This is a genomic window from Saccharomonospora amisosensis (genome assembly GCF_011761185.1).
GTDB lineage: Bacteria > Actinomycetota > Actinomycetes > Mycobacteriales > Pseudonocardiaceae > Saccharomonospora_A > Saccharomonospora_A amisosensis.
This window is the reverse complement of record NZ_JAAOYM010000001.1, coordinates 3,494,565-3,512,337: the sequence shown is the minus strand read 5'-3', so window position 1 is coordinate 3,512,337 and position 17,773 is coordinate 3,494,565. Positions and strand designations below refer to the sequence as shown.

16 protein-coding genes and 1 tRNA gene are annotated in these 17,773 nt (G+C 69.5%); 12 read left to right on the top strand and 5 right to left on the bottom strand.

All coding sequences use genetic code 11. From position 1 onward, the window contains the following. Window position 1 precedes the first annotated feature (1 nt). From FHU38_RS17070 to FHU38_RS17045, 6 genes are all read left to right on the top strand, one after another. Window positions 2-637, top strand: a complete 636-nt coding sequence (locus tag FHU38_RS17070; RefSeq protein ID WP_167172637.1) for a YdcF family protein — start codon at window positions 2-4, stop codon at window positions 635-637. A gap of 107 nt (window positions 638-744) precedes the next feature. Next, window positions 745-2,043 carry a bifunctional o-acetylhomoserine/o-acetylserine sulfhydrylase gene (locus tag FHU38_RS17065; RefSeq protein WP_167172635.1) on the top strand — a complete coding sequence of 433 codons (1,299 nt, stop codon included), beginning with the start codon at window positions 745-747 and terminating at the stop codon, window positions 2,041-2,043. Next, window positions 2,040-3,242: a homoserine O-acetyltransferase MetX gene (gene metX / locus FHU38_RS17060; protein ID WP_167172633.1), complete on the top strand. Its 1,203-nt coding sequence runs from the start codon at window positions 2,040-2,042 to the stop codon at window positions 3,240-3,242. Before FHU38_RS17065 ends, metX begins: the two co-directional genes overlap by 4 nt. 46 nt (window positions 3,243-3,288) lie before the next feature. Beyond that, window positions 3,289-4,575 carry a deoxyguanosinetriphosphate triphosphohydrolase gene (locus FHU38_RS17055; protein ID WP_167172631.1) on the top strand — a complete coding sequence of 429 codons (1,287 nt, stop codon included), beginning with the start codon at window positions 3,289-3,291 and terminating at the stop codon, window positions 4,573-4,575. Window positions 4,576-4,584: 9 nt separating this feature from the next. Next, the gene (locus tag FHU38_RS17050; RefSeq protein ID WP_167172629.1) at window positions 4,585-5,700 is read left to right on the top strand and encodes a serpin family protein; all 1,116 of its coding nucleotides are present in this window, start codon (window positions 4,585-4,587) and stop codon (window positions 5,698-5,700) included. Beyond that, window positions 5,697-7,490: a glycosyl transferase gene (locus FHU38_RS17045; RefSeq protein ID WP_167172627.1), complete on the top strand. Its 1,794-nt coding sequence runs from the start codon at window positions 5,697-5,699 to the stop codon at window positions 7,488-7,490. Before FHU38_RS17050 ends, FHU38_RS17045 begins: the two co-directional genes overlap by 4 nt. On the opposite strand, the gene sigJ is transcribed toward FHU38_RS17045, so the two are convergent. Next, a complete protein-coding gene (gene sigJ / locus FHU38_RS17040) occupies window positions 7,471-8,412 on the bottom strand; it encodes an RNA polymerase sigma factor SigJ (RefSeq protein WP_167172625.1) in 942 nt (313 codons plus the stop codon). The genes FHU38_RS17045 and sigJ overlap by 20 nt on opposite strands. 9 nt (window positions 8,413-8,421) lie before the next feature. On the opposite strand from sigJ, the gene dnaG reads away from it, so the two are divergent. From dnaG to FHU38_RS17025, 3 genes are read left to right on the top strand one after another with little or no spacing between them, the layout of a single operon-like run. Beyond that, on the top strand, window positions 8,422-10,350 hold the full coding sequence (gene dnaG / locus FHU38_RS17035; RefSeq protein WP_167172623.1) for a DNA primase: 1,929 nt from the start codon (window positions 8,422-8,424) through the stop codon (window positions 10,348-10,350). A gap of 4 nt (window positions 10,351-10,354) precedes the next feature. Then, window positions 10,355-10,876, top strand: coding sequence for a hypothetical protein (locus tag FHU38_RS17030; RefSeq protein WP_167172621.1), 522 nt, complete (start codon window positions 10,355-10,357; stop codon window positions 10,874-10,876). A gap of 15 nt (window positions 10,877-10,891) precedes the next feature. After that, window positions 10,892-11,656 (top strand): trans-aconitate 2-methyltransferase, encoded by a 765-nt coding sequence (locus FHU38_RS17025; RefSeq protein ID WP_167172619.1) that lies wholly within the window; start codon window positions 10,892-10,894, stop codon window positions 11,654-11,656. 4 nt (window positions 11,657-11,660) lie between these two features. On the opposite strand, the gene FHU38_RS17020 is transcribed toward FHU38_RS17025, so the two are convergent. Then, complete coding sequence (locus FHU38_RS17020) at window positions 11,661-11,924, bottom strand: hypothetical protein (RefSeq protein WP_167176197.1); 264 nt, start codon at window positions 11,922-11,924, stop codon at window positions 11,661-11,663. A gap of 160 nt (window positions 11,925-12,084) precedes the next feature. Between FHU38_RS17020 and FHU38_RS17015 the strand changes: the two genes are divergently transcribed. Further along, window positions 12,085-12,157: transfer RNA gene (locus tag FHU38_RS17015), tRNA-Asn, on the top strand. A gap of 284 nt (window positions 12,158-12,441) precedes the next feature. Continuing rightward, window positions 12,442-14,127, top strand: coding sequence for a BCCT family transporter (locus FHU38_RS17010; RefSeq protein ID WP_167172617.1), 1,686 nt, complete (start codon window positions 12,442-12,444; stop codon window positions 14,125-14,127). A gap of 9 nt (window positions 14,128-14,136) precedes the next feature. Here the strand turns inward: FHU38_RS17010 and FHU38_RS17005 are convergent, their stop codons facing one another. Continuing rightward, window positions 14,137-15,438, bottom strand: a complete 1,302-nt coding sequence (locus tag FHU38_RS17005; RefSeq protein ID WP_167172615.1) for a phosphoribosyltransferase family protein — start codon at window positions 15,436-15,438, stop codon at window positions 14,137-14,139. A 109-nt stretch (window positions 15,439-15,547) separates the two neighbouring features. Between FHU38_RS17005 and FHU38_RS17000 the strand changes: the two genes are divergently transcribed. Then, a complete protein-coding gene (locus FHU38_RS17000) occupies window positions 15,548-15,904 on the top strand; it encodes a DUF1918 domain-containing protein (RefSeq protein WP_313886809.1) in 357 nt (118 codons plus the stop codon). A 22-nt stretch (window positions 15,905-15,926) separates the two neighbouring features. Here the strand turns inward: FHU38_RS17000 and FHU38_RS16995 are convergent, their stop codons facing one another. Both FHU38_RS16995 and FHU38_RS16990 read right to left on the bottom strand, forming a co-directional pair. Further along, entirely contained in the window at window positions 15,927-16,544 is a 618-nt protein-coding gene (locus FHU38_RS16995; RefSeq protein ID WP_208415716.1) for a hypothetical protein, read from the bottom strand. 98 nt (window positions 16,545-16,642) lie between these two features. Continuing rightward, window positions 16,643-17,614 carry a sigma-70 family RNA polymerase sigma factor gene (locus FHU38_RS16990; protein WP_167172613.1) on the bottom strand — a complete coding sequence of 324 codons (972 nt, stop codon included), beginning with the start codon at window positions 17,612-17,614 and terminating at the stop codon, window positions 16,643-16,645. Window positions 17,615-17,773: the final 159 nt, after the last annotated feature.

Below are 17,773 nucleotides of genomic sequence, written 5' to 3'. Positions count from 1 at the left end.
ATTGCCCGCCGCTGTCCCACGCTGGTTCGGCAGGCTGGTGCTCGGCGCGGTGCTGGTCGGGCTGCTGGTGGTCGGCGGCACGGCCTTCCGGGTGTGGCAGGTCGCGCGGGCCGATGAGCGTCCGCAGGTCGACGCCATCGTCGTGCTCGGCGCCGCACAGTACAACGGCACACCGTCGAAGATCTTCGAGGCGCGGTTGGAGCACGCAAGGCAGCTTTACGCCGACGGCGTCTCCTCACACATCCTGACCTCAGGGGGCAGCCGCGTCGGTGACACGTTCACCGAAGCGCAGGCCGGGGCACGGTGGCTGGCCGAACACGGCGTGCCGCCGTCGGCCGTAGTCGCCGTGGGCAAGGGCAGCGACACGCTCCGCTCGCTGCGCGCCGTCTCGGACGAGGCGCGGGCCCGCGGCTGGAGCACCGTGGTGATCGTCAGCGACCCGTGGCACTCGTTGCGGGCGAGGATCATGGCCGAGGACGCCGGGCTGCGGGCGTGGACCTCACCGACGCACAGCGGCCCCATCGTGCAGACACGGCAGACACAGGCGCGCTACATCTTCCGGGAGACCGCCGCGCTGTTGTACTACCGGATGTCCAAGGAATCCGCCGACACGATGGGTGGGGCCGGGCTGAGCTGACCAGCACCGAAGCGGTCCCACTGGCTGGGAGAAGCTGGGCGTTTTCTCGCGCGGTCACTAACGTCGAGGTCAGGCCCACCCGCTTCAGCCGCAGAAGGAGCCAGTCGATGACCGAAGCGTGGTCGTTCGAGACCAAGCAGATCCACGCGGGCGCGCAGCCCGATCCCGCGACCGGTGCGAGGGCCACCCCGATCTACCAGACGACGTCGTACGTCTTCCGCGACACCCAACACGGCGCGGACCTGTTCAGCCTCGCAGAGCCGGGCAACATCTACACCCGGATCATGAACCCGACCCAGGACGTGCTCGAACAGCGGGTGGCCGCGCTGGAAGGCGGGGTCGCAGCGCTGGCGTTCGCGTCCGGGTCGGCGGCGACCACCGCGGCGATACTGAACCTGGCGGGCGCGGGAGACCACGTGGTGTCCAGCCCTGCGCTGTACGGCGGCACCTACAACCTGTTCCACTACACGCTGCCGAAGTTGGGGGTCGAGGTCAGCTTCCTGTCCGATCAGGACGACCTGGAATCCTGGCGGGCCGAGACGCGGCCCAACACCAAGCTGTTCTTCGCCGAGACGCTGGCCAACCCGGGCAGTAACGTGCTCGACGTGCGCGCCGTGGCCGACGTGGCACACGAGGTGGGTGTGCCGCTGGTCGTGGACAACACCGTCCCGACCCCGTACCTGCTGCGGCCCATCGAGCACGGCGCCGACGTCGTCGTCCACTCGGCGACCAAGTACCTCGGTGGGCACGGCACCACCGTCGCCGGCGTGCTTGTGGACGGCGGGACGTTCGACTTCGGTGCGCACGCCGATCGGTTCCCCGGCTTCACCGAGCCCGACCCCAGCTACAACGGGCTGCGGTACTGGGAGGCGCTGGGTCCCGGCGCCTTCGCCGCGAAGGCTCGCGTGCAGTGGCTGCGCGACACCGGCGCCGCCATCGCCCCACTGAACAGCTTCCTCATCCTGCAGGGCATCGAGACACTCTCGCTGCGGATGGAGCGTCACGTGGCCAACGCGCAGGCACTGGCGGAGTGGCTGGAACAGCGTGACGAGGTGGAGCGGGTGTACTACGCGGGCCTGCCGTCCAGCCCCCACCACGAGGCGGCGAGGAAGTACCTGCCCAAGGGCGCTGGCGCGGTGCTGTCGTTCGAACTGCGCGGCGGGGTCGAGGCGGGCCGTGCGTTCGTCGACGGCACGGAGCTGCACAGCCAACTGGTCAACATCGGCGACGTGCGCAGCCTCATCGTGCACCCGGCCAGTACTACGCACAGCCAGCTCAACCCCGAGGAACAGCTCAGCAGCGGGGTGACGCCCGGCCTCGTCCGGCTCGCCGTCGGCATCGAGGGTGTGGAGGACCTCAAGGCGGACCTGGAAGCCGGCTTCAGGGCGGCGAAGGCGGTGCTGTGACCTCGCCGACCTCGCCGACCTCGCCGACCTCGCCGACCTCGCCGACCTCGCCGACCTCGCCGACCCCGCCGCCGGACCAGGACCCCCCTCCCGCCACCGGTGCGTGGCAGGAGGGCGATCCTGCTGGCGACCGGCTGTGGTTGCGGCACGAAGCGCCGTTGCCGCTCGAGTTCGGCGCGACCCTTCCTGGCTGCCAGCTCGCCTACGAGACCTGGGGCACGCTCGCTTCCGACGGTTCCAACGCCGTGCTGGTCGAGCATGCCCTCACCGGCGACAGCCATGCGGCGGGGCCCGCTGGAGCGGGCCACCCCACCGCGGGCTGGTGGGACGGGCTGATCGGTCCGGGCAAGGCGCTGGACACCGACGAGTTGTTCGTCGTGGTTCCCAACGTTCTCGGCGGCTGTCAGGGCTCGACGGGCCCCGCGTCGCGTGCCCCTGACGGCAGGCACTGGGGCAGTCGGTTTCCGAAGGTCAGCATCCGCGACCAGGTCGCCGCCGAGACGGCGCTCGCCGACGCGCTCGGCATCGAGCGGTGGGCGTGCGTGCTTGGCGGCTCCATGGGCGGGATGCGCGCGCTGGAATGGGGTGTGAGCGAGCCGCACCGGGTGGCGTCGCTGTTGCTGCTCGCCTGCCCGGCCGCCTCCTCGGCCGACCAGATCGCGTGGGCCGCGCCGCAACTGCACGCCATCGTCTCCGACGCGGGCTGGCGTGGCGGTGACTACCACGATGCGGGCCCCGGTGAGGGGCCGCATCGAGGGCTCGGCGTGGCGCGCCGCATCGCGCACGTCACCTACCGCAGCGAGCCGGAACTGAACGCACGGTTCGGGCGTGACCTGCAGAACCCGGACGGTGACGACCTTGACGAGCGGTTCGCCGTCGAGTCCTACCTCGATCACCACGCCGACAAGCTGGTGCGTCGCTTCGACGCCGCCAGTTACGTGCTGCTGACCAAGGCGATGAACGACCACGACGTCGGCAGGGGCAGAGGCGGGGTCGGGGAGGCGCTGGCGAGGGTCAGCGCGCGCACGATCGCCGTCGGGGTGGACAGCGATCGCCTCTACCCGGAGGAGCAGGCGAGGCAACTGGCCGAGGGCATCGCGCACGCGCGTTACGCGCGGCTGTCCTCGCCGTACGGGCACGACTCGTTCCTCATCGAGACCAGCCAGGTCGCCGGGCTGGTCAAGGAACTGCTCGGCTGATCGTCGCCGGGCACCGACGCGGCCGGTGCCCGCTACGCTGGCTGCGATGGACGGCTACACGGCCCACGACCGCGAACGCCGATTCGCCGAACCGCCCAAGGGCGCCGCGTTGCCGGGTTCGCGTGGTGACACGCGCTCGGCGTTCGCCAGGGACCGGGCGCGGGTGCTGCACTCGGCCGCGTTGCGAAGGCTGGCAGGCAAGACCCAGGTCGTCGGGCCGGGGGAGGGCGCCGAGGTCAGCGGCGTGCCGCGCACCCGGCTGACGCACTCGCTCGAGGTCGCTCAGATCGGCCGCGGTATCGCCGAGGACCTGGGGGCCGACCCGGACCTTGTCGACACCGCCGGGCTGGCCCACGACATCGGGCATCCGCCGTTCGGGCACAACGGCGAGTCGGCGCTGGACGAGGCCGCGCGGGCCTGCGGCGGTTTCGAGGGCAACGCGCAGACGCTGCGCATCCTCACCAGGCTCGAACCGAAGGTGCTCGGCGACGATTCCGAGGTGGCGAGCCTCAACCTCACGCGAGCGTGCCTGGACGCGGCCACCAAGTACCCGTGGCGCAGGCAAGCCGCGTCGCCGAAGTTCGGTGTCTACGCCGACGACTTCGAGGTCTTCACCTGGCTGCGCGAGGGCGCTCCCGCGCACAGGACATGCCTGGAGGCGCAGATCATGGACTGGGCCGACGACGTCGCGTACTCGGTGCACGACGTGGAGGACGGGGTGCTCGCCGGGCGCATCTCGCTGGGGGTGCTCGCCGACCCGCAGGAGCGCGCGGCGGCCGCCGAGTTGGCGGCCAAGCATTTCTGCGATCGCTCGGTGTCCACACTGGAGGACGCGGCCGCCGAGCTGCTGCGGCTGCCCGTCGTCGCGGCGCTGGTGCAGAATCCCTACGACTCCTCGCTGCGTGCGCAGGTGGCGCTGAAGCGGCTGACCAGTGAACTCGTCGGCCGGTTCGCCTCGGCGGCGGTGACCGGTACCCGCGCCGCGCACGGGGAGGGACCGCTGCTGCGCTACGCCGCCGACCTCACCGTGCCCGACCAGGTCGCCGCCGAGGTGGCCCTGCTGAAGGCGCTGGCACTGCGGTATGTGATGAGCGACCGGCGCAGGCTCGCGTTGCAGGAGCGGCAGCGGCAACTGCTCGCGGAGTTGGTGGCGGCACTGCCGTCACGGTCTCCCGACGCGCTCGACCCGATGCTGCGCCCGGCGTGGGATGCCGCGGCCGACGACCCCGCCCGGCTGCGGGTGGTGGTGGATCAGGTGGCCTCGCTGACCGATGCGCAGGCCCGCGCCTGGCATGCCAGGTACGTGGCCCAAGGCTATGGACCGGCGCGGTAACGTCACAGAATGCCTGCCAGCTCACCGGAGACCACACACCTGCGGTTCGCGCTCGCCGTCCACGACAAGATCGCCGGAGACGGTGCCGACTCGTGCTTCTCGCCGTACTCGGCGGCGAGCGCGCTGGCACTGGTGACGCGCGCGGCGAGAGGGATAACCGCCGAGGAGGCCGCCACGGTGGTGGCGGGCACCGTCGATGGTGTCGCGGACCAGGCGGAGTTGCTGCGCAAGGCCGCCGTGCTGACCGCGCACACCGGCGGGGAGCAGCCTGAGCTGGCCGTGTCGAACACGCTGTGGGTGTGGCAGCGGCTGGCCCTCAACCCCGGATTCACCGAGGAACTGGCGGACTGGCCGTCAGGGCGTGTCGCGACGGCGCCGTTCGTCGACGACCCAGAAGGTGCCCGCCGCACGATCAACGCCGACGTGGCGCGCGCCACCCACGACCTGATTCCGGAGTTGCTGCCGTCGGGCAGCATCGGCGCCGACACCGTCGCCAGCCTGGTGAACGCGTTGTACCTGCGGGTGGCGTGGACGTTCCCGTTCGCGGCCACCAACACGGCCGACGGTGACTTCCACGCACCCGCCCGCACTCGGCGGGTGCCGATGATGCGGCAGGTCGAGCGGCTCGGTTACGCAGCGGGCCACGGTTGGCGGCTGGTGGCGTTACCCGCGCTTGGTGGCGTCGAGGCGATCGTGCTGTTACCCGAGCGCCCGCTTGCGGAGCAGGAGTCCACACTGGACGCCGAAACGCTGGCGGGCCTGCTCTCGGCCAAGCGCGAGACGATGGTGAACCTCGCGTTGCCGAGGCTGTCGCTCGACGTGCGCAGCGCGCTCAAACCGGCGTTGCGCGCACTCGGGGTGCACACCATGTTCCAACCCGCTGCCGACTTCGGCGCGCTGAGCGACGACCCTCGGCTGCTTGTTTCGGACGTCTCGCACCAGGCCGTGCTCCGCGTGGACGAGAGCGGGCTCGAAGGTGCCGCGGCCACGGCGGTCACGATGCGGCTGGTGTCGATGCCAGTGGGTGAACCCGTGACCGTAGTGGTCGATCGCCCGTTCCTGCTGCTGGTGCGGCACGCGGGGACGGGTGCCTGCTACTTCCTTTCGAGGGTCGTCGAACCGTGACGGCAACGACACAGCGGGTGCCCCGGCTAGGGACACCCGGACCCACGGGCGCCCGCGTGCCAATCCGGTTCGTCGACGCGGTCGTGCTGCTTGGCTTCGCGGTGGCCGCCTTCCTGCTATACCGTCCACTGTGGCTGGACCTGGAGCACGGCTACCTGGCCAGCAGCGTGCAGGACCAGAACATGTGGGAGTGGTTCTTCGCGGTCACCGCCGACTCCGTGGCCAAGCTGGAGAACCCGCTGTTCTCGGCGTTGCAGAACCACCCGCTTGGCGTGAATCTCATGGCCAACACGGTCATGCTCGGCATCGGGGTGCCGCTGGCGCCGGTGACCCTGCTTTTCGGCCCAACGGTCACCTGGGCGCTGGCACTCACCGGCGGTCTGGCGGGTACGGCCGCGGCCTGGTACTGGGTGTTGTCGCGGCACCTGGTCAGCACCCGCACCGGCGCCGCGATCGGGGCGGCTTTCGCGGGGTTCGCCCCGCCGATCATCTCCCACGCGAACGCGCACCCGAACTTCGTGGTGCTGTTCGTGCTGCCGTTCATCGTGCTGCGGCTGGTGAAGCTGGCGCGAGGAGAGCACGTCGTGCGCGGCGGCGTGCTGCTCGGCCTGCTGGTGGCCTACCAGGTCTTCCTTGGCGAGGAACCGCTGCTGATCATGGCGACCACACTCGTGGTTTTCGCCATGGCCTACGCCCTCATGCGGCCCGAGCAGGCCGCCGCCATGGCCAAGCCGCTGGCGGCCGGGCTCGGCGTGGCCGCGGCGGTGTCGCTCGCGCTGGTCGCGGTGCCGCTGTGGTGGCAGTTCTTCGGCCCGCAAAGCTACCAGAGCCTCGAGCACGGCCTGCGTGGCAACGACGCCGCGGCCTTCACCGCGTTCGCCACGGAGTCGCTGGCGGGCGGGCCGGACTCGGCACGCGAGCTGTCGATGAACCGTACCGAGGAGAACGCGTTCTTCGGCTGGCCGCTGGTGCTGCTCATGCTTGTCGTCACGGTGGGGTTGTGGCGGGTGGTCGTGGCGAGGGCGCTGGCCGTCGCCATGTTCGGCATGGCGTGGTTGTCGACGGGTGTGCTGCTCGTGGTCAACGGCACCGCGACCTCGTTGCCGGGACCCTGGCTGCTGCTGTTCGACGCGCCGCTGTTCGAGTCGGTGCTGGAGTCCCGGTTCGCGCTCGGTTGCGTGCCGGTGATCGGCGTGCTGCTGGCGATGGCCACCGAACGGGTGCTGCGCTGGCCGGCCGCGCCCGACTGGCGCTACGCCGTGCGCATCGTGTGGTTCAGCGCGCTCACCTTCGCGCTCGTGCCGATCGTCCCCACGGAGCTACAGGTCCGCCAGCGTGAGCAGACACCGGCGTTCTTCGCCGCCGGGTCCTGGCGCGACTATGTCGGCCCCGGCGGCTCCGTGGTGGTGGTGCCGCTGCCGGACGCGGGTGATGCCGACCCGCTGCACTGGCAGGTCGAAGCCGGCCTGGAGTTCCCACTGGCGGAGGGCTATTTCGTGGGTCCGGCCACCGACGGCCGCGGTACCTACGGCGCGGTCCGGCGGCCCACCTCGGTACTGCTGGAGGACGTCGCAGAGGACGGCGTCGCCGCGAGGGTCAACCAGGAGCAGCGGGTCGACCTGCTGCGCGACCTGCGGTACTGGAAGGCCGACGTGATGGTGCTGCCGGTGCGGGCACCCAACCAGCAGCCGCTTCGCGACACCGTCGAGCGGTTGCTGGGCCGCGCCCCGCATGTGGTCAGGGACGTGTGGGTCTGGGATACCTCCGACCTCACCCGCCCGCACGCGTGACGGAAGCGGGCAGGTGCCGCAGCTTGTCCGGGTTCACGATGTCGTAGACGGCGACGATGCGCCCGTCGTGCACCGTCATCGCCTGTACGTGTTCATCGACGTCACGGTAGTGCTCGCCACCGGGTTGGGCGGGCAGGTACATGCCAAGGTCACCGTTGACAAGCACGGGCCGGGTGGCGGCGAAGGCGTCCGGCGGGTACATCCGCCGCAGCCCGGCGAAGAACCGCAGGAACTTGTCGGCACCGACCATGGTCCGGCGGGTGGTCCTGCCCTTGCCGTCGGAATCGCCGATGAGCACGATGTCGGGGTGCAGCACCCGCGCCACGGCGTGCAGGTCGCCGGAGAGCACGGCGGCGGTGAAGCGTTCCAACACCTCCCGTTGCTCTTGCAGTGACGCGCGGGGCGGCGGTTCGGCGTCGGCCAGCGCGCGCCTGCCGCGTGAGGCGTGCTGCCTTGCCGCCTGCGGCGTGCAGCCCAGGATCTCGCCGATCTCGGCGAACGACACCTTGAACGCGTCGTGCAGTACGAACGCCACGCGCTGCTGCGGCGTCAGCCGGTCGAGCAACACCATCGCCGCCATGCGCACGCCGTCGTCGCGAACCACCGCGTCCAGCGGGTCCTCGCCGATCGAGGCGTCGAGGTCGGTCACGATCGGCTCGGGCAGCCACTCGCCGACGTAGCGCTCGCGCCTCGCGGTGGCGGAGCGCAGCCGATCGAGGCACAGCCGCCCGACGACGGTGGTGAGCCAGGCCCGCAGATCCTGGATCTGCTCCGACTTCTCGCGCGACAGGCCGCTCAGCCGCAGCCACGCCTCCTGCGCGGCGTCCTCGGCGTCCGCCAGCGACCCGGTGAGCCGGTAGGCCACCGCGATCAGGTGGGAGCGGTGGCCCGCGAACTCACTCGCGAGTGTCTCGAGTGACATGGGCCGAGTATGGCCGAACCGGCGGGGCGTGGGTGTCCTAGAGTGGGGCGCGTGGCGGGACGGATCCGGGAAAGCGACATCGCGCAGGTGCGGGAGCGCAGTCGGATCGACGACGTCGTCGGTGAGTACGTAGCGCTGCGCAGGGCGGGTGGTGGCGCGCTTAAGGGCCTGTGCCCGTTCCACGAGGAGAAGACACCCTCGTTCAACGTGCGGCCGACGCACGGCACCTTCCACTGCTTCGGCTGCGGCGTCGGTGGTGACGTCATCAAGTTCGTCATGCAGATCGAGCACCTCGGGTTCGTGGAGGCGGTCGAGCGGCTGGCTGACCAGGTGGGCGTGCACCTGACCTACGAGGGTGGTGGTGGCAGTGTTCGCCGCGACCGGGGCACCCGAATGCGGCTGGTCGAGGTGCACAAGGCGGCCCAGGCCTTCTATGCCGAGCAGTTGGCCACCCCGGAGGCCAGGCCGGCGCGGGAGTTCCTCACCGAGCGAGGGTTCGACTCCGCCGCCGCAGCCAGGTTCGGTTGCGGTTTCGCGCCCGGCGGCTGGGACCGGCTCACCAAACACCTGTTGACCAGCGGCTTCGAACTCGCCGAGCTGTACAAGGCGCAAATCTCCAAGGAGGGTCGGCAGGGGCCGATCGACCGGTTCCACCGGAGGCTGGTGTGGCCGATCAAGGACCGTGGTGGCGACATCGTGGGTTTCGGTGCTCGCCGGATCTTCGACGACGACCCCATTCAGGCGAAGTACCTGAACACCAGCGAGAGCCCGATCTACAAGAAGTCACAGGTGCTGTTCGGGCTCGACCTGGCCAAGCGTGAGATCGCGCGCAGGCACCAGGTCGTGGTGGTGGAGGGCTACACCGATGTGATGGCCATGCACGAGGCGGGTGTGCCGACGGCCGTGGCCTCATCGGGTACGGCCTTCGGCGAGGAGCACATGCGGGTGCTGCGCCAGTTGATGATGGACGACGACGCCTTCCGTGGTGAGGTGATCTTCACCTTCGACGGTGACGAGGCCGGGCAGAAGGCGGCGTTGAAGGCGTTCGAGGGCGACCAGACATTCGCGGGCCAGACATACATCGCCATCGCGCCCGATGGTATGGACCCCTGCGAGCTGCGGCTCGCCAAGGGCGACGCGGCCGTTCGCGATCTGGTGGCGCGGCGCATCCCGCTTTTCGAGTTCGCGATCCGCAGCCTGCTGGCTGACTACGACCTCGACTCCGTGGACGGTCAGGTGGCAGCGCTGCAACGCACCGTACCGCTGGTGGCGCAGATCAAGGACCGCGCCAAGCGCGACGGCTATGCCACCAAGCTCGCCTGGTGGGTGGGTTGGCAGGACGAGGCGATGGTGGTGCGGCGTGTGCGGGAGAGCGCGGGAGCGCCGGTGAAGGCCAACGGCAGGCGCAGGGAGTCCCGAAACGGCGCCGCCGAGGGAGGCGACCTGGAGCGGCCCGACCCCAAGCACCCGGGGTTGCGTGCGCAGCGGGAGGCGCTGAAGGTTGCGCTGCAGGAGCCCGCGCTGGCCGGTCCGGAGTACGACGCGCTGCCCGAGGACGCGTTCACCCACCCCGCCTACGTCGCCGTGCACAAGGCGATCATGGCCGCGGGCGGGGCGAGCTCGGGCCTCACCGGTCCGGCGCTGATCGACGCGGCCACCCAGCATGCTCCACAGGGGACGGTGAGCTCACTGCTGTCCGAACTGGCCGTCGAGCCGCTGGAGTCCAACGGTGAGGCCGACGAGCGCTACGTGTCGAGCATGCTCGCGGCGGTGCAGGAGAACCTGGTGGGGCGCCAGATCGGGGAGTTGAAGTCCAAGCTGCAGCGGCTGTCGCCGGTGGAGGCTGCCGACGACTACCGGGCGCTGTTCGGTGACCTGGTGGCCCTTGAGCAGTACCGCAAGGCACTGCGCGAGCAGGCCGTCGGAGGGATGGACTGAGCCGATGGGCTGGCTGCGCAGGGTGCTGGGCGAGCGGCTGCCGGAGGAGCTGGGCACCCGACTGGCCGCCGACGAACACGTGCTGGCCTGGACGCGCGTGGGAACGGGCGGGTACCTGGCGGTGACGGCGCTGGGCCTGTGGGTGCCCGACGGCGGTGGCCAGCGGCGTATCGGTTGGGACCTCGTCAGCAAGGCGGTGTGGCGCGGGGACGCGCTGACCGTCACCGAGGCCGAGGTGACCGGGCAGGCAGGCAGAGCGCTGGTGCTGGCCGACCGGGAGCCCGCCCGGCTCGTGCTTCCCCGACCGGGGCGGATTCCGCACCTGGTGCGGCAACGGGTCGAGGGTTCTATCCGTTCGCGTTACCGCAAGGAACTGCCCGGTGGCGGTGCGTGGTTCGTGCTCAGGAAGGTTCCCGGCGCCGACGGCGTGGTGTTGCAGGTCAGGCCCGACCCTGGTGCAGAGGTCACCGCGCTGGCGGACATGGCACAGGAGGCGGCCGAAAAACTGGCTGGCGGGCCGCAGTAGCAGTACGCTCGTACTGTGTGGGATCCCGGCAAGTACCTCGACTACAGTGAGCCGCGCGCGCGGCCGTTCTTCGACCTGCTCGCACGGGTGGCGGCGACGCGGCCACGGCGGGTGGTCGATCTCGGCTGTGGTCCTGGCAACCTGACGCAAACGCTGTCGCGCCGCTGGCCGCAGGCGTCGGTCGAGGCGATCGACAACTCACCGGAGATGGTGGCCGCCGCGAGGCGGTCGGGTGTCAAGGCAGAGATCGCCGACGTCGCCGAATGGGAACCCGCAGCCGACACCGACGTCGTGGTGTGCAACGCCGTCCTGCAGTGGGTGCCGGGTCATCGTGAGCTGCTGAGGCGCTGGGCGGGGCGGTTGCCGTCCGGGGCGTGGCTGGCGGCGCAACTACCCGGTAACTTCGACGCCCCCTCCCACACCCTGCCTCGGCAGGTGGCGCGCGACCCGAGGTGGGCGCCAAGGCTGGAGGGGGCGCCACTGCTGGAGAACGATGCCGTAGCCGACCCGATGGAATACGCGGAGTTGTTCGCCGAGCTGGGCTGCCAGGTGGACGCGTGGGAAACCACCTACATCCAGCGGCTGACCGGCGACGACGCGGTGCTCGAGTGGGTCAGCGGCACGGCGCTGCGGCCGGTCAGGGCGGCGCTGGCGGAGCACGAGTGGGTGGCCTTTCGCGAACAGTTGGCCCCGCTGCTCGCCCAGGCATACCCATCGAGGGGTGACGGCACCACGTGGCTGCCGTTTCGCAGGGTGTTCGTCGTCGCGTGCGTGCCCTAGCGGCTCAGGTCCTGCCACCCGAAGGTTGCGCGGTGGCGTGGCCGTCAGTGCCATGGGGTTCGGGTGTCGACCGTGTCGAGCGCTGGCTGAACGGCAGCTTGTCGCCGACCTTCTCGCCCACCTTCGCCCTGGCGACGCCTGCCGCGCCCTGCACGGCAGGGTGGTCGGACAGCTTGCGGTAGGTACGCACGATCTGCTCGTATCGGGCCCGGCCGGCTCGCGCGCCCAGCACATAGCCGACGGCCGCGCCAAACAGGAACGTCTTCATTTTGCTCATGCCTCCTCTGAGCGGGGCCACTTCGCTCATTGTCCCGCACCGGCGCATCCCGCGCTTCGCGGTGATGACCCGGGGGTGGTGCGCGAGGCTGATCGGGAATGGGCTAGAGTATGAAGCCGTTGGCCCGGAGCGATCCGGGCGCTGACAGCGGTCCCTCGTAGCTCAATTGGCAGAGCATTCGGCTGTTAACCGAAGGGTTGCTGGTTCGAGTCCAGCCGGGGGAGCAGCACAAGCAAGGCCCCCAAGGTCATTTGGGGGCCTTGTTGCCGCCACGATTGACATCCTTCCCCTCGAAACCGGCTGTTCCTCCGGTCGGCCATCCGCTCGCTGACGATCGGTCCGGGCCAGTCGATGCCTTCCGGTGTGCTGGTGGAGCTGGAGGCAACTGCCGTCAACGACAGTCCACCAGCTCCGTCAGTGAGCGACATCAAACCGGGTAATCCGGTGATCGATTGACAGGATGATCTTCCGCGGATAGCTTGCCGAGGCTATACGGAGGGAGACGATCATGCTCGACAAACTGCAACGCGCGCTGGGGTTGAAGACCAACCCGACCATCTTCTTCACATCGGCGGCGTTGGCGATCGTCTTCGTGGGACTGTCCGTGTTGTTCACCGACGAGGTCGACCGGACCTTCCGCGGCGCGTCGGATGCGGTGAAGACCAACCTCGGCTGGTTCTACATCCTCGGTGTCACGTCCTTCCTCGGTTTTCTGCTGTGGATCGCGTTCAGCCGGTTCGGCCACGTGCGGCTCGGTGGCAAGGACGCGCGACCGGAGTACAGCAACATCGCGTGGTTCGGCATGCTGTTCGCGGCCGGGATCGGCACCATCCTGATGTTCTGGGGGGTCGCCGAACCGATCAACCACTTCGCGAACCCACCGCTTTCCGGGCTCAACGGGCAGGTCGCCGACCTCAGCGAGTCCGCGGGGAACTCGGAGCAGTTCGCGCAGCGGCTGCGCGAACTGCCCGCTCCGGATGGCGCAGCGGGCCCACTCAGCGAGCATGCCGCGAACGAGGCCATCGGGTTCACGATGTACCACTTCGGTTTCCACACCTGGGCGATCTTCACCCTGCCCGCGCTGGCGTTCGCCTACTTCGCCTACCGCAGGGGCCTGCCGTTTCGGGTCAGTTCCATCTTCCAGCCTATCCTCGGCGACCGGATCAACGGACCCATCGGCAAGGCCGTCGACATCGCCGCGGTGATCGGCACGCTGTTCGGCGTGGCCGTCTCTATCGGACTCGGCACGCTACAGATCAACAGCGGGCTCAACGGGTTGTTCGGCATCGAGATCGGCAAGTCCACTCAGATCGCCATCATCGCCGTTGTCACCACCATCGCGACGATCTCGGTGGTGCTCGGCCTGGACAAGGGCATCAAGTGGCTGTCCAATCTGAACATCGGACTCGCGGTGGGTCTTTTGCTTTTCGTGCTCCTGGCCGGGTCCACGGTGTTCCTGCTGCGCGGCGTGATCGAAAGCGCGGGCACCTACCTCAGCGCGATCGTCCCGCTGTCGTTCTGGAACGACGCGCTGCCCGCCGACGGCTGGGGCTGGCAGGGCAGTTGGACGGTGTTCTACTGGGCGTGGACCATCACCTGGGCGCCGTTCGTAGGGATCTTCGTCGCCCGCATCTCCAAAGGTCGTTCCATCCGGGAGTTCGTGCTGGGCGTGCTCGGCGCCCCGGTGGCCTTCTCCCTGGTCTGGTTCAGCGTCTTCGGTCTCTCGGCCATCAACATCGAATGGGAGAACCCTGGTTCGCTCGTCGGCCCCGTCGTCCAGCAGGGCGACACCGCGACGGCGCTGTTCGCGTTCCTGGAGAACTTCCCGGCCACCGAGTTCGTCATGGCACTCTCGGTGTTCGTGGTGGTCATCTTCTTCACCACGTCGTCGGACTCCGCGTCGCTGGTGGTGGACATGCTCACCTCCGGCAACACACTCAACCCGCCCACGCGGCAGCGGGTGTTCTGGGCGGTGTTGGAGGGCGTCGTCGCCGCGACCCTCATCGCCGCGACCGGCCAGGAGGCGCTGCAAGCGCTCGAGCAGGTCGTCACGGTGATCGGATTGCCGTTCTTCGTGATCGCCTACCTCACGATGTACTGCCTGGTGAAGGCGATCAAGCAGGACGTGCCGGAGGAGGAGCTGCTACCGCGCCGCGCCAGGGTGGTCCTGGAGGCACGGCGTCGCTCCGACTGAGGGAACGAGTCAAGCCGCGAGATGCCCGAGGAACCAACCGCGCGCCAGCTGCGCGGCGTGGTCCAGCGCCCCCGGCTCCTCGAACAGGTGGGTAGCCCTCGGCACGACGGCCAGCTCGTTCTCGCAGTGCAGTTCGGCCTGCGCCGCGCGGTTGAGGTCCAGTACCACGTGGTCGTGGCCGCCGACGATCAGCAGCGTGGGGGCGCCGACCGCGCGTAGCTGTTTGCCCGCCAGGTCGGGCCTGCCGCCCCGCGACACCACCGCGGCCACGTCGGTGCGAGAGTCGGCCGCGGCCCACAGCGCGGCTGCCGCACCGGTGCTGGCGCCGAAGTAGCCGATCGGCGTGCGCTCGAACCCCGGCTGGTCGCGCAGCCACCGGGTCGCTTCGATCAGCCGGTCGGCCAGCAGCTCGATGTCGAACACGTAGCGTCGGTCCAACTCCTCGTCGTGTGTCAGCAGGTCGAACAGCAGAGTGCCGATGCCTGCCTCGTTGAGCACAGCGGCAACGTGTCGGTTGCGGGGGCTGTGCCTGCCGCTACCGCTGCCGTGCGCGAACAACACCACGCCCGGACAGTTCTCCGGCACGGTGAGATGGCCTTCCAGCGGGACGTCGCCCGCCAGCACCTCCACCTCCTCGTCGCTGACGGGCGGGTTGGCGACGGTGATCGAGGTGTCCCGGCGCGCCGCCCTGCGCAGCAACTCCAACACCTGGTCGTCAGTGGTCTGCCGGAAGTTGCCGTACCACTGGCCCACGGCCCGAAACCACGGCGGTTGCTCGATGCAGATCACGACGTCGGCCTCGTCCCGCAGCGCCGCGATGGCACTGGGCGCACCCACCGGCACGGCCAGCACTATCCGCTGCGCGCCCTGCGCCCTCGCGACCTGGCAGGCCGCGCGCGCCGTGGAGCCGGTAGCGACGCCGTCGTCAACGACGATCGCGGTCCTTCCGCGCAACGACTCCCTCGGTCTGCCGCTGCGGAACCGGCGTGCCCTGCGTTCGAGTTCCGCCCGCTCGCCTGCCTCGATGCCGTGCAGCTCCGAGGGTGTCACCTGACAGGCATGCATGGTCTCGGTGTCCACGACGCGCACGCCGTCCTCGCCGATGGCCCCCATAGCGAGCTCCGGCTGAAACGGCACACCCAGCTTGCGCACAACGATGACGTCCAGTGGTGCCTCCAGCGCCATGGCCACCTCGTAGGCGACCGGCACCCCGCCCCTCGGCAGTCCCAGCACCACGATGTCGGACCCGCGAAACTCGTCGAGGCGTTCGGCGAGCCGCTTCCCGGCGTCTGTTCGGTCGATGAAAGGCATGGGCCGATGGTGTTGTGCTGTCACGGGCCGGGCAAAGGGACCTTGGACCCTGTTGCCCGGGGTGTGTCGCCGCCTCCACTCGGTTGTGTGGCGGGAGCAGCCGAGACCGGTGCTCTCCGCGGGCCGCGGGCTCGCCGTCGAGCCTGACGAGTGTGCCGCGACCAGCACGATGGGAGAGGCCATGCGGGCGCGAGCGGGCGACTGGTTGCTGATCAAGGGTTCTGTCGTGGGTAGCGTCGACGAACTCGGGTTCATCGTCGAGGTCAGGGGCAACGACGGCGCGCCTCCGTACCTGGTCCGATGGCTTCGGGACGACCACGTGACACTGATCTACCCTGGCCCGGACGCGGTGGTGCTCTCGGCCGCTGAGAAGGCCGCCGCCGACGAGCAGCAACGGCATCGCATCGAGGAGACCCAGCGGGTGATCCTGGAGCAGCGCGATCTGCGACGCCATGCGGCGGGGTGAGGCCCCGCGCGGGTTTCGGCGGCTACTTGGCCTGCTGTTCCGCGTCGCGCTTCACGGTGTTCAGTACCGCCTTCTGTATCGCCCTGACGAACGGCGCGATGGTCTTCCAGTACACGTTGAACTTCGCCGCGCTGAGGGTGTCGTTGAGTATGACGCGGATGTCGTAGCTGACCAGCGAGCTGTTCTCGCCGTACGGCCGGGTCGAAAGTGACATGACGATCTTGCCGTAGCCCGGCTCCGCGAACTCGGTGAAGCGTTCCGCCTCGACGGGACGCCATTCGACAACGGGTTTCCAGAACCTGCCCGCGGCACCGGCAGCGATCTCCCTGCCGGGTGTCTCACCGAGGATTACCCAGTCCGAGCCCGTGGCCATGTCGTCGAAGGTCATCCGAGTGGGCGTGCGCGGTGGCCCGTGCTTGCGCTCGCGCCAGCGTTGCGGGAGCGCTCGGAGCCACTGCACCGCGTCCACCAGCGTGGTGTGGACATCGGTGAAGTCGAGCGCCCGCACGAACTCGTACGCCCGCTCGGGGCTGGCGTCCACCACGACGTGCTCGGTCTGTATGACGTCGTAGCGCGGGGCGAACCGGTCGGCGAGCATGGTCGATTCCGTCGTGGCTCGCCGTTCTTGGGTGGTGGGCATGGCTGCCTCCCTCAAACCGCGTTGTGAGGTGACCCGAAGGTTCGCTGTCGTCGCGGTGGCAGGGGAAGGGCCGAAAGTCCCGCCTGCGGGCCCGCAGCTCAGGAGACGTACCTGTGAAGGCGCTCGCAGCGCTCGGGTTCGCGCAGTTTTCGCAGGGTGCGGCGCTCGATCTGCCTGATCCGTTCCTTGGTCACCCCGAACTCGCGCCCGATCTCCTCCAGCGTGCGCTGGCGTCCGTCGTCCAACCCGCACCGGCGGCTGATGACATCGCGTTCGCGGGGTTGCAGTGTCGCCAGCGCGGCGTTGATGTCAGCGCGCAGCAGCCGGTAGGACACGCTGTCGGCGAGGTCATCGCTGTGCTCGTGGTGCCGGAGCAGGTCGGCGAGGCTGGTCGTGGCGTCCTCGCCGATGTGCTCGTCGAGGCTCGCGGGTTCCTGGTCGTAGCCCTGCAACTCGATGATGTCGAGTACGGTCATCCCGCTTTCCTGAGCCAACTCCTCCGCCTGTGGCTGCCTGCCCAGCCGCACCACGAGGTCTCTGCGTGCCCTGGCGACGCGGTTCAGTTGGTCCACAACGCGTGCAGGCAACCGGATCAACCGCGACTGGTCGGTCAGGGCACGCGTGATCGACTGCCGGATCCACCAGGTGGCGTAGGTGGAGAACTTGAAACCGAGCTTGTAGTCGTGCTTGCGCACGGCGTGGATGAGCCCGATGTTTCCCTCCTGGATCAGGTCGGGCAGCGGGATGCCGTGGCCGACGTATCGCTTGGCGACGCTGACAACCAGTCGCAGGTTGGCCTCCAGCATCTCCCGGGTGGCCGCCGCGCCGTCCTCTACCACGGCCAGCAGCGCTACCCGGGTTCCGGCGTCGTGGTCGTCGGGGTGCTGGGTGAGTAGGTGCTCGGCGTACAGACCCGCCTCGATCCGTTTCGCGAGCTGGATCTCCTCTTCGCGTGTGAGCAGCCTCGTGCGGCCGATGCGTTCCAGGTAGTCGGCCAGCAGGCCGGTGCCTGGGCTGTGTCGGCCAGGCGGGTCGTTGTCGGTGGTGCCTTCCACCTCGGCCGTTTTCACCGAGTGGTCACCTGCCTCACACCTTTCACGCTGTGCCGGGCAACAACCCACTTCCGCGGTCGAGCTTTGCGGTTGGCGCTGGCAGTCGGGTGCCGAGGCGGAACCGGCGCGCTTCGGGCCGAATCCACTGCTAGCGGTCATCGCGGTCGTCGCGAGTGC